Here is an 11,930-nt window from a genome sequence, read left to right as displayed (position 1 = left end):
CAACCAGCAAGTTGCTAAGACACTTGATTTGATGATGAGACAGTCAGACTGATCTACTGAAAACCTTAGCTCGGTATAGGCTCATAATGAAGCCGCAAGGATGATAAGGACAGTAGAAGCAGATATCCATCAGGGCCAGAGGCATACCTCAATAACAGGCCGAATATATGGGTGCAATGAACTCTTCTCAAAATCGCTATCGAATGTCTTGCAAACCGGATGGGTCCATATATGCCGAGCTAGCTTTCGGGGTACAGGATGTACCATCGGAAGCGATAGCAATTTATCCATAAGACCAAGGCTAGTCTCTAATGCATGTAACTTCGCTAGGGGCGGCAAGGGGAGATGCAAGAGGGGGATTGCTGTTGATCCCCCTCTTGCCCTGGTGTGGAATGGAATTCCACGATTTTGATTTTGTTATTTATTTCAAAAGATAAGGTTTGCAATAGCTCGAAACAGAGCAGATTTATTGGAGGTAAATTGAAGTTTTTAGTGATTATCTTCGGCATAGCTGTGTCGATATTTATGCATGGAAGTGGGTTGTCTGTCGATAGCAAATGGTGGTGGGATTTACTGTTATCTTTCAATGTAAAAGCATTAAGTGAAAACTTGGGGATAGTTGTATTTTGCTTTTGGATACATCTTCCACTGATGATCATATTTTCTTTAGCATGTGCTTTGATTATTAATCGAGTTGGGTATCCAACGTATTTTATTTACTCTGTGTTAGGTACTTCATTTTTTACATTTGTTGTGCTGCCATCACTGCCTGTTTTCGATGTGTTATTAGCTGGCGGGATGAGTCCATTACGTTTTATCGATATCTTTGTAAAAACACTCATGTTTTTGACCTTGTTCTTTGTTTTTAATATACTTGTGAAAAAGTATAATAGGTTGAATTTATTGGTTTAATTTTTACTTTAAAGATGTTTTGCTTACTGTGTTTATTGATTTATTTTAGGGATGATTTAAGAGTTTTATGAAAAAAATTAGTTTTTTTGGTATGAGTATAGTGCTTGCTTTGACACTTGTTATCGGCCTTGCAGTTGATTTGATAGTTGAATTTAAGTCTGAATCGATTTTTGTGCAGATGAATATTTTTAGCTTCAAGTTATTGTTTTCGTTACTTAGCATGCTCTGTGTGTATATTGCTATTGCAGTCACTTTTAATTTTAAAGTGTTACCTATGCTTATAGGCAAAGATTATCCGTCAAATTACTTTAGGTGGTCTAAGTTTCGATATCTAGAAGTTTTCTTTTTATTTAACTTATGGTCTATGGGTGATCTACAATATTTCACCGTCGTAATAGTTAACTTTGCTTTGGTTGAGTTGACTCACTTATATTTAGTTTATAGAAGTATCAATAATAAGCTTGAGTCTACTATATAAATTGGTAAGTTGAGGATAATAAGTCTTGTGGCGTTGGCATAACTCTTTCAATGCGAAAAGTTAACTCTAATGCCACAGAAGTTCACTGATCCCCTGCGAAGTTGCTGAAGGGCGTTGAAGAAAATAGCGTGACGCAGACAGGACGTCTGCGTAGCTTTCGGGGGGAAGGGACGCCCCATCGGAAGCGTTAGCTATTTTCGAATAAGCACGAAGCCACTAATCAATGCATGTAACTTCGCTAGGGGCGTCTTGGAGAATCCAAGGAGGATAGGACGAGCAGTCCTCCTTGGTCGGGTGTGGGGTGAAGCCCCACGACCTTTCGGTCGCAAGACCGATCTTAGATCTCATACTGCGTTAGCGTAATCTAAACCCCGATTACTCTGGATCATAATCCAACACTGGCGCCAGCCACTTCTCCGTTTCGGCAATGCTCATCCCTTTGCGCTTGGCATAATCTTCCACTTGATCGCGGCCTATGTTACTCACGCCAAAGTAGCGCGATTTCGGGTGGGCGAAATACCAGCCCGATACTGCCGCTGTGGGGAACATGGCGTAGCTTTCGGTGATGTTCAAGTCGATGGTTTCATCGGGCTTGAGCAAGTCCCATAACAAGCCTTTTTCAGTGTGGTCTGGGCATGCTGGGTAACCCGGTGCTGGACGTATGCCTTTGTATTTTTCGCGGATTAAGGCTTCGTTGCTTAACTGCTCATCGGCCGCATAACCCCAAAACTCTTTACGTACCCGTTCGTGCATCCGTTCGGCAAAGGCTTCGGCCAAACGGTCAGCTAAGCATTTGAGCATGATGGCGTTGTAGTCGTCGTGGTTGGCTTCAAAACGCGCCACATGTTCGTCTATGCCGTGGCCAGTGGTCACCGCAAAGCCGCCCATGTAATCGGCGACGCCTGAGTCTTTTGGCGCAACAAAGTCGGATAGGCAGAAGTTGTCGTTGCCGACACGTTCAAGCTGCATCCGCAGGTGATGCGTGGTCATTTCGACTGTGGTACGCGACTCATCGGTATAGAGTTCAATGTCGTCATAATTGACGGTATTGGCTGGGAATAAGCCGATAACCGCTTTCGCCGTGAGCCACTTTTCTTCGATGATTTGTTTGAGCATGGCCTGACCATCGGCGAACAGCTTTTGCGCCTCGACGCCGACCACTTTATCGGTGAGGATTTCAGGGTAATGGCCGTGCAGTTCCCACGAGCGGAAAAACGGTGTCCAGTCGATACGCTCGACTAAGTCTTCTAATGGATAATTATCAAATATTTGGCGACCGAGCACGTTTGGCGTGAACGGGGTGTAGTTGGCCCAATCGTGTTGGCAGCGGTTTTCACGGGCCGCTTCGAGTGACACTATCTCTTTGCGCTTGGCTTGGGATAGACGCTTAGTACGCATGTCGTCGTATTCAGCATAGGTTTCGTCTATGGTCGCTTGGCGTGTCTCGTTGTTGATGAGCTTACTCACCATAGGCACGGCGCGGGACGCATCGGCGATATAAATGGCGCCATGGGGATAATGGGGCGCAATCTTTACCGCTGTGTGGATTTTAGAGCAAGTCGCGCCGCCGATAATTGCTGGAATGGTTAAGCCTTCGCGGTGAAAGGTTTTCACGTTATGCACCATCTCGTCCAGACTCGGAGTGATGAGGCCCGACATGCCGATGATATCGATATTGTGTTCTTTCACTGCATCGAGAATTCGCTCCACCGACACCATCACACCTAAATCGAATACCTCAAAACCGTTACAGGCGAGCACCACGCCGACGATATTTTTGCCGATATCGTGCACGTCACCTTTTACCGTCACCATCAAAATCTTGCCGTTAGATTGGCCTTCGACCTTTTCCAGCTCGATATAGGGGTTTAAGTAAGCCACGGCTTTTTTCATCACCCGCGCCGATTTCACCACCTGCGGCAGGAACATCTTGCCCGAGCCGAACAAGTCGCCGACCACGTTCATGCCGTCCATCAAGGCGCCTTCAATCACATCCAGCGGACGTTTCGCTTCTTGGCGAGCGGCTTCGGTATCTTCATCGATAAATTCGGTAATGCCTTTGACTAGCGCATGGGATAAGCGTTGGCTCACCGGCCAGCTGCGCCATTCTAAATCTTCTTTCTTACCGACCTGCGCGCCATCACCGCGGAATTTCTCTGCGATTTCAAGTAACTGCTCGGTATTGCTTGAGCCTTCAACTGGGCAGGGCAAGTTCAGCACCACGTTTTCGACCCGCACTTTAAGCTCAGGATCGATATCGTCGTAAATGGCTAACTGGCCCGCGTTGACAATCCCCATGTCCATGCCGACTTTGATGGCGTGGTACAGGAATACCGCGTGAATCGCTTCGCGCACTGGGTTGTTACCGCGGAACGAGAACGACACGTTCGACACGCCGCCCGAAATCATCGCGTGGGGCAGGGTGGCTTTAATCGCTTTAATGGCATCAATAAAATCGACGGCATAGTTGTCGTGTTCATCGATACCCGTGGCGATGGCGAAGATATTTGGGTCGAAGATGATGTCTTCTGGCGGAAAGCCGACCTTATCGACCAGCACCCGATAGGCGCGGGTACAGATTTCGATTTTACGCGCCTTAGTATCGGCCTGACCTTGCTCGTCGAATGCCATGATAATGGCCGCCGCGCCGTAGCGTTTCACCAGTGTTGCTTGCTCGATAAACTTGGCTTCGCCTTCTTTAAGGGAAATCGAGTTAACTATGCCCTTGCCTTGAATACATTTGAGGCCAGCTTCGATCACTTCCCATTTAGAGGAGTCGATCATAATAGGTACGCGGCTGATGTCGGGCTCAGAGGCAATCAAGTTTAAAAACTTGTGCATGATCTCGGCGCCATCGAGCATGCCTTCGTCCATGTTGATGTCGATGATTTGCGCGCCGCTTTCGACCTGCTCGCGGGCGACATCGAGCGCCTGCTCAAACTTGCCTTCTTTGATCAATTTTAAAAACTTGGCCGAACCTGTAACGTTGGTGCGCTCACCCACGTTAACGAACAGGGATTGGGCGTCGATAGTCAGTGGTTCCAAACCTGCAAGGCGGCAGGCGACGGGGATATTTGGCAACACGCGCGGGTTATGTCTATCGACCGCTTCGCGAATAACGCGGATATGTTCAGGCGTACTACCACAACAACCACCGATAATATTGAGCATGCCTTCGCGCGCCCAATCTTCAATCACGTTCGCCATATCTTCTGGGGTTTCATCGTAACCGCCAAACTCGTTCGGCAGGCCAGCATTCGGATGCGCCGACACATAACACTCACTGATGCGGGATAATTCTTCCACATAAGGGCGTAATTCTTTTGGCCCAAGTGCGCAGTTAAGACCGATAGATAAGGGCTTGATATGGCGCAGGGAATTATAAAAGGCTTCGGTCGTTTGGCCAGTCAGTGTGCGGCCAGAGGCATCGGTAATGGTGCCCGAAATCATGATCGGCAATCTGTCTTTAGAATGCTGACCGAATAAGTCATCGAATACGGATTCAATCGCAAACAGCGCGGCTTTGGCGTTTAAGGTATCGAATATGGTCTCGACCATAATGATATCCGCGCCGCCTTCAATCAGCGCCTTAGTGGATTCTTTGTAAGCAGTCACTAACTCATCGAAGCTGACGTTGCGATAGCCTGGGTCATTCACATCTGGGCTAATCGAACACGTACGGTTAGTGGGGCCTAACACACCGGCGACGTAGCGCGGAATGCCTGTGGCAGCAAACACTTCATCACAGGCTTCACGGGCGAGGCGGGCGCCGGCTAAGTTAATTTCGGCGGACAGCGACTGCATGTCGTAGTCGGCCATGGCGATAGTAGTAGCATTAAAGGTGTTGGTTTCAATGATGTCGGCACCGGCGTTTAAGTAGTCGGTGTGAATTTGTTTGATGATCTGGGGTTGCGACAACACCAATAAATCGTTGTTGCCTTTGACGTCAGTGTGCCAATCTTTAAAGCGTTCGCCGCGATAGTCCTCTTCTTCGAGCTTGTGGTCTTGGATCATAGTGCCCATGGCACCGTCTAAGATTAGAATGCGCTCAGCAAGCTGTTTACGAATGTCTGCCAATATCTGGCCGGCTTTGGTAGAGGGTATCGTCATAAATAGTTACCTTAAATACAGCTAAGTTAAGTCCAAAAATCGGCCATTGTTATGCTAAGTGCATTTTATTGTCGTCAGCCGACATTTTTTGAATACTTGTTCTTAAAAATTTGTTTTGGACATTTAAACGTATAGACGTCCATAATACGCGACTTATGATTGTCAGGGCAAGATGAAAGTCAAAGGCATTAGGAGCGAGAATCGAGAATCAAGAATTTAGGCCCTTGGCTTGAGTTCCTAGCATCTAGTCCCTAACTAAAAAGGCATATATGAAACAAGTTCGGTTGTTATTGTTGCGCCACGGTGAGTGTGAAGGCGGCGCGATCTTGCGGGGTCGTGTGGATGTGCCTTTAAGCAAAAAGGGTTGGCAACAAATGTCGGCAGCAGTTGAGTCACAGGCCAGCGTGTGTAGCGCGATTTATAGCTCGATTTCACGCCGCTGCGCCGATTTTGCCCACGCTTTTGCCGCCGAGTTGCATTCGACGGCGGCACTGATATCTGAGTCAAGGCCATTGCAGGCGCAGTGTTTGTCGGGTTTACAGGAAATTGATTTTGGTGATTGGGACGGTTGTCGGCTCGATGAACTGTATCAACAAGAGGGCGAACGCTTAGCGGCGTATTGGCAAGACCCTTGGCAAACTCCGCCGCCCAATGGTGAAACTATGGCAAGTTTTGAGTCGCGGGTGAATGGGACGATTGACCAGATACTCGCCGCCGAGTTTGAACGATTGACCCTTGACTCACATAAAATGGGTAATGAAAACAGTGCCGTTAATGAAACCACTGTCAATATGCCAGCCACTCAAGTGTGGGTCGTGACCCACGGAGGGGTGATCCGTCACTTAATGGCGCGTGCCTTAGGGGTTGAACGGGCGGTGGGGTTTTATAGTCAACTCGATTTACCCGTGGCGGCCGTGGTGACTATTAATGTGCTGCAAGATGAACAGGGTGCCTGCTATTGGCGTTTAGATTGGCCAAGTGGGCGCAGGTGTTGAGGCCTTATTTCACGACCTAGGCGATATGGTGTAGGCGTGATTGTTTGGCGAGAATAAGCTGACATGAAAATATTCTGATTTAAACAGCATTGCCTAATGGGATAGATGTAGGATAATGCTTTTCCCTGACGTTTGAACGAGATAGCGTATTACATGCGCAATGAGTGATAACGTCGCAGAAATAGGTGTTGGGAATAGACTCTCTTTGTTCGAATCGCTCCGTTGTTTTAATTCACAGTGGCGTTGTTAACAAAGAGCATATCAACCCAAACATAATAGGGAATCGGGGAGCTGCTCGTCAGTCAGCCCGAACTGTGCCCGCAACTGTGAGTAGTTTAAAGAAGCGCCTAGATTCTAGAGCCTAGCTCCTTCTTTTCTACAAGTCAGGAGACCTGCCTATTTCTGTTATCGCTGCGTGCAGCCTTAGTTCTCGAGCGGGTGACTCGAGGGAGCAGATGACAATATGCACAACCTTTTTTTATACAGGTTTGGACTCGATAGGAGCGCCGCTTAGGTGAAACTTTCCGCAATCCAAACTAACAGCCCCGTGAATGACACTAACTCGTCATTGAGCCCGTCAGTCGCGCTCAATGTGAGCCAGTTGAGCTGGTGTATCGATGGCAAAACCATACTTTCCGATATTAACTTTACGCTGCCAACGGGGCAGATGCTGGGGCTGATTGGGCCTAACGGTGCGGGCAAGTCTAGCTTGCTGCGCTGTTTGTATCGGTTTGTTCGCCCAACTCAGGGCAAAATTACCCTTTTTGATCAAGATATTGAGCGCTTGTCGCCCAAGGCGTTTGCCTGTCGCGTCGCCGTAGTACAGCAGGATACACCGCACTATTTTGACCTCACCACAGAGCAATTAGTCAGCATGGGCTTAACGCCCCACAAGGGCATGTTCGATACCAATTCGAGCTGTGATATTGAGCGTATTGCTAAGGCTTTAGAGAAAGTTGGCTTGAGCCATAAGATGCACCAACAATATGAGCACTTATCTGGCGGTGAAAAGCAACGCGCCTTGATTGCCCGCGCCATAGTACAGCAGCCGCAGCTTTTAATCCTCGATGAGCCAACGAATCACCTCGATGTGCGCTATCAAATTCAAATCCTCGAATTGGTGCGTAGTCTTGGGATTAGCGTGATTGCCTCTATTCATGATCTTAATTTAGCCAGTGCCCTGTGCGACAGTTTGTTGTTGATCCATAACGGGGAAGTCAGCGCTATGGGGACGCCAACCGAAGTATTAACCGAGGCGCGAATTGGCGATGTGTTTGGCGTGTGTGCTCAGGTATCGCCCCATCCACAACATAAAAAGCCCTTAATCAGCTATTTTTATGGTTATCACCATGTAGATCATGGCCTGAACGAGCGAGGCGAAGGTGGATGATTCAGGGGAGTAAACAATATTTCATCTCATATTTGGGGCGTATCGTGACACCGTTGACGAGACAACAACTGATGCTGGTCGCATTAGGCATAATCACTTTGATAACCCCCATTGCCGCCACAAGTTTTGGCGCGGCGAACATCAGTTTTATCGATGTTATCCAAGTGTTTATCAATAAAATTACCAACCTCACTCAAACCAATGGCATGACAGAACGCATCGTGATGGAGCTCAGGCTGCCGCGCATTTTGCTGGCCTTTGTGGCGGGGGCGGGTTTGTCCTTGGCGGGCAGTGTGCTGCAAACCGTGACCCGCAATCCGCTGGCCGACCCTTATCTGTTTGGTATTAGTTCCGGCGCGTCCTTTGGCGCTGTGGTGATGTTGACGATATTCACAGGCTCTGGATTTTTTGATAATGCGGGCATGGCGGCAAACTCGGGGATTTTTAGTGGCTCGGGTGCCTTGTCGGGTTTGCTTTGGTTTAGCTTGCCTTTCGGCGCTTTTATTGGCGCCAGTTTGTCGGTACTGATAGTGCTGGCCTTGTCTGGGCTTGGGCTTAATAGCCAAGTGGAGCGCATGTTGCTCTCTGGTGTGGCGACCTCCTTTATGTTCGGCGCATTAACGAGTCTGCTGCTGTATTTCGCCAGTCCGCAGGCGACAGCCTCTGTGCTGTTTTGGAGTTTAGGCAGTTTCGCTAAGGCCAGTTGGTCCTTGTTAGTACTGCCGACACTGGTGATTGGTGCGAGTTTATTCATTATTTTAGGCATGAAACGGCAGATCATGGCGTTGCAGGCGGGGGATGAAACGGCGCATACCTTAGGGGTGAATGTGCCTAAGCTGCGGCTCAATATGTTGCTGCTCTGCTCCTTGATTACCGCTATTTTGGTGGCTACCTGTGGCGGTATCGGTTTTGTCGGGTTAATGATCCCCCATACAGTACGCATGCTGTTTCCCGGTCGTCAGCCGATTTTATTAACGGCGCTGGTGGGCGGCTTATTTATGGTGTGGATTGATGTATTAGCGCGCTGTTTATTGGGTAATCAAGAGTTGCCCGTGGGCATTATCACGGCCGCCATAGGTAGTATGTTCTTTTTGCTGATTTTGCGTAAGCGTAGGGTCATGCCGTAAATACAAGGTCATGCCGTAGGCACCTAGTCAGGACGTAAACCCAGAGTTAAGTCGTCATCCTAGAGTCATGTCGTAAGTGCAGGCTGGCGGGATAATCAGTATTTCTGTTGATATCCCACCCGCGATTGGAAATGCACAATTGGACATGTTCGTCATAGACGCGGGATGCGTTGTGGTTATTTAATGTAGATTACAAAGTGGAGTGTGGATGTCTCAGTCAGCCGTGTCTTTTCAAATAAGCCCTGTGAGTAAAGCGCAGGATCTGGTGATTCTGCAGAAAATTGATCTTAAGACTAAGCCGCCCGGTGCCTTAGGTCAGCTCGAATCCTTAGCCTTGCAGATTGCCCGCGTGCAAGCGACTGATTTGCAACAAACGGAGCAGCCACAAACGGATGTGCTCAAAATAGTCCATCCAACCATGTTAGTGTTTGCGGGTGACCATGGTATTGCCGCTGAAGGCGTGTCGATTGCCCCTAGCGAAGTAACGCGCCAAATGGTGCAAAACTTTGCCCATGGCGGCGCGGCGATTAACGTTTTTTGTCGGCAGGTGGGCTTTAAGCTCGAAGTGATCGATTGCGGCATTTTAACGCCAGTCGAAGGGGTTGAAGGCATTATCGATCAACGTCTTGGCGCTGGAACGGGTGCAATCCATTTAGAGCCCGCGATGGCGCTTGAAACCGTCGATAAAGGCTTTGCGATGGCGCGCGATTTGATTGAACGTCACCATCAAGCAGGTTGTAACTTAGTCGCCTTTGGCGAAATGGGCATAGGCAATACCTCAGCGGCGGCGGCCATTATGGCGGCGATCATGCAGCTGGATGTGATTGATTGCGTTGGCCGTGGTACGGGCATTAATAGCGAAACCTTAGAACGTAAATTGATGCTGATTGAGCTTGCGTTATTGCTGCATCAAAGCGCCTTAACTGGGCCTAAGTCAGTGTTAGCTTGCCTAGGAGGTTTTGAAATTGTGCAGATGACGGGAGCTATGTTAGCTGCCGCTGAACGTAAAATGCTGGTGGTCGTGGACGGTTTTATCGCGACAGCGGCAGCATTAGTCGCGGTGCAAATCGCCCCCAATGTGCGTGATTATTTGATTTTTGCCCACCAGTCAGACGAGCAAGGCCATCAGCGGATGTTAGAGTTTTTGCAGGCGAAACCTTTATTATCCCTCGGGCTAAGATTAGGCGAAGGTACGGGCGCAGCTTTGGCGTTGCCGCTTATTCAAGCCTCAGTAAATTTTTACAATCAAATGGCGAGTTTTAGTGATGCGGGGATTGAGGCTGTTGTATGATGTGCTCTGCTAAGTCGCTTATTTTACTTATTTAAAATAATAACTTTTTAGCCAACCGTTTTAATCTTAAACCTTGCAGCAAGTGTTAATTCACTAAGGATGCTTTATGTCAGAACGCGAAAGCTGGCACAAAGAGATAGATTTGTTTTTAGTTGCCATGGGCTATTTTACCCGCATTCCTATGCCTAAGTGGGTCGAAGTCGATAGCGATAAGTTGAATAAGGCCAGCCGTTATTTCGGTCTCGTCGGTCTTTTGGTCGGCCTGTTAAGTGCCATTGTATTTTGGCTGACACAGAACTGGCTCCCCGCCGGTGTCTCTGTGCTGTTAGCTATGTTGGTTGGCGTCTTGCTCACGGGCGGATTCCACGAGGATGGCCTGGCCGATACCTTCGACGGTTTTGGCGGTGGTTGGACGGCGGAAGACAAGCTACGGATCATGAAGGACTCGCGCCTTGGCAGTTATGGCGCACTGGCGTTGATCTTGGCCCTGCTGCTGAAATGGCAGTTGTTAGTCGAGTTGGCGCTGTACGATCCTGTGGTCGCGGGCTCGGCGCTTATCGTCGCCCACACGGTCAGCCGCGTGGTATCAGCCAGTATCATCTTTAGTGAAAAATATGTCCGCGATGACGAGACCAGTAAGTCTAAGCCGCTATCGCAACATCAAGGCATTAATGAGCTGCTTATCCTGATCGCCAGCGGCGTATTAGTGTTGTTATTCCTCAAGGGGTTAGCGGCATTGTCATTGCTATTGGTGATGATAGGACTGCGCCGTTTGATCATAGTGATCTTTAGACGCCAGATTGGCGGTTACACGGGTGATACCTTAGGCGCGGCGCAGCAAATATCTGAAATCGTGTGTTATTTTGTATTGCTCGTTGTGGGTAACATACTGTGATCCACCTCGTCCTAGGCGGCGCCCGTAGCGGTAAGAGTCGCTACGGCGAAGCCTTAGTGCGTCAGTATACTGCGCTTGGCTTCGATGCTTGCTATGTGGCGACGGCGCAGGCGCTAGATGATGAAATGGCGACACGTATCGCCAAGCATCAAGCGGGACGATCGGACGATGGTATCGAATGGCAATTGTTTGAAGAGTCGCTCGCCCTCACTGCACTGTTAAAACAGTTAGCAAAACCTGGGCGAGTGATTTTAGTAGACTGTTTAACTCTTTGGTTAACTAATCAATTACTTGCATCGAACGTTAACATCGATGATGAACCCGCGCCGACTGAGTGGAATGCGACTGACTTTGCCGTTTCAACCTCTGCCACTTCCACCTTTGGCAATTCAACCTCTGACGATAAAGCTCATGCGAGTTGGCAGGCCGAGAAAACCGCTTTTGTGGATTCCCTCGTCGAGCTTGAGGGAGTGGTGGTGTTGATCAGTAACGAAGTCGGTTCTGGCATAGTGCCCTTAGGTGAGTTGAGCCGGCAATTTGTCGATGAAGCGGGCTGGTTAAACCAAGCCGTAGCCGCATTGGCTGACAATGTCACCTTAGTGGTAGCTGGTTTACCCTTAGCATTGAAACCACTTTAGACTTTGGGCTCAGTCCACGTTTTAAGCTTAAGTTGCATACTTAAGTGATTTTTAGACTGAGCTGTTATGTTAATGACTGCAAACTAGAATAAGC

8 protein-coding genes and 1 riboswitch are annotated in these 11,930 nt (G+C 48.6%); of the genes, 7 read left to right on the top strand and 1 reads right to left on the bottom strand.

The genetic code is table 11. The features are described from left to right. Nucleotides 1-480: 480 nt before the first annotated feature. The gene (locus L5M38_RS19075; protein WP_263180032.1) at nt 481-912 is read left to right on the top strand and encodes a hypothetical protein; all 432 of its coding nucleotides are present in this window, start codon (nt 481-483) and stop codon (nt 910-912) included. A gap of 853 nt (nt 913-1,765) precedes the next feature. Here the strand turns inward: L5M38_RS19075 and metH are convergent. Further along, a complete protein-coding gene (gene metH / locus L5M38_RS19070) occupies nt 1,766-5,500 on the bottom strand; it encodes a methionine synthase (protein WP_263180031.1) in 3,735 nt (1,244 codons plus the stop codon). Between the two features lie 269 nt (nt 5,501-5,769). Here metH and L5M38_RS19065 point away from each other — a divergent pair, with 269 nt between their 5' ends. The 6 genes from L5M38_RS19065 to cobU all read left to right on the top strand — a co-directional run bounded on the left by L5M38_RS19065 (nt 5,770) and on the right by cobU (nt 11,836). After that, a complete protein-coding gene (locus L5M38_RS19065) occupies nt 5,770-6,495 on the top strand; it encodes a histidine phosphatase family protein (RefSeq protein WP_263171605.1) in 726 nt (241 codons plus the stop codon). A gap of 221 nt (nt 6,496-6,716) precedes the next feature. Next, nucleotides 6,717-6,910, top strand: a riboswitch (cobalamin riboswitch). Nucleotides 6,911-7,009: 99 nt separating this feature from the next. Then, nucleotides 7,010-7,885, top strand: coding sequence for an ABC transporter ATP-binding protein (locus L5M38_RS19060; protein WP_263180029.1), 876 nt, complete (start codon nt 7,010-7,012; stop codon nt 7,883-7,885). Next, nucleotides 7,882-9,012: a FecCD family ABC transporter permease gene (locus tag L5M38_RS19055; protein WP_263180028.1), complete on the top strand. Its 1,131-nt coding sequence runs from the start codon at nt 7,882-7,884 to the stop codon at nt 9,010-9,012. The genes L5M38_RS19060 and L5M38_RS19055 overlap by 4 nt, the downstream gene beginning before the upstream one ends. Nucleotides 9,013-9,220: 208 nt before the next feature. Then, on the top strand, nt 9,221-10,303 hold the full coding sequence (cobT, locus tag L5M38_RS19050; protein ID WP_263180026.1) for a nicotinate-nucleotide--dimethylbenzimidazole phosphoribosyltransferase: 1,083 nt from the start codon (nt 9,221-9,223) through the stop codon (nt 10,301-10,303). A gap of 106 nt (nt 10,304-10,409) precedes the next feature. Continuing rightward, nucleotides 10,410-11,198: an adenosylcobinamide-GDP ribazoletransferase gene (locus tag L5M38_RS19045; RefSeq protein ID WP_106649640.1), complete on the top strand. Its 789-nt coding sequence runs from the start codon at nt 10,410-10,412 to the stop codon at nt 11,196-11,198. Beyond that, nucleotides 11,195-11,836, top strand: a complete 642-nt coding sequence (gene cobU / locus L5M38_RS19040; RefSeq protein ID WP_263180025.1) for a bifunctional adenosylcobinamide kinase/adenosylcobinamide-phosphate guanylyltransferase — start codon at nt 11,195-11,197, stop codon at nt 11,834-11,836. Before L5M38_RS19045 ends, cobU begins: the two co-directional genes overlap by 4 nt. Nucleotides 11,837-11,930: the final 94 nt, after the last annotated feature.

The sequence above is a fragment of the Shewanella sp. SM101 genome, from assembly GCF_025654465.1.
In the GTDB taxonomy this organism is placed as follows: Bacteria; Pseudomonadota; Gammaproteobacteria; order Enterobacterales; family Shewanellaceae; genus Shewanella; species Shewanella oncorhynchi.
This window is presented reverse-complemented; position numbering and strand designations above follow the sequence as displayed.

Bases quoted from the DNA above. Each gene is read 5' to 3' on its own strand.
- metH (WP_263180031.1), bottom strand. From the start codon at position 5,500: ATGACGATACCCTCTACCAAAGCCGGCCAGATATTGGCAGACATTCGT.
- L5M38_RS19065 (WP_263171605.1), top strand. From the start codon at position 5,770: ATGAAACAAGTTCGGTTGTTATTGTTGCGCCACGGTGAGTGTGAAGGC.
- L5M38_RS19055 (WP_263180028.1), top strand. From the start codon at position 7,882: ATGATTCAGGGGAGTAAACAATATTTCATCTCATATTTGGGGCGTATC.
- cobT (WP_263180026.1), top strand. From the start codon at position 9,221: ATGTCTCAGTCAGCCGTGTCTTTTCAAATAAGCCCTGTGAGTAAAGCG.
- L5M38_RS19045 (WP_106649640.1), top strand. From the start codon at position 10,410: ATGTCAGAACGCGAAAGCTGGCACAAAGAGATAGATTTGTTTTTAGTT.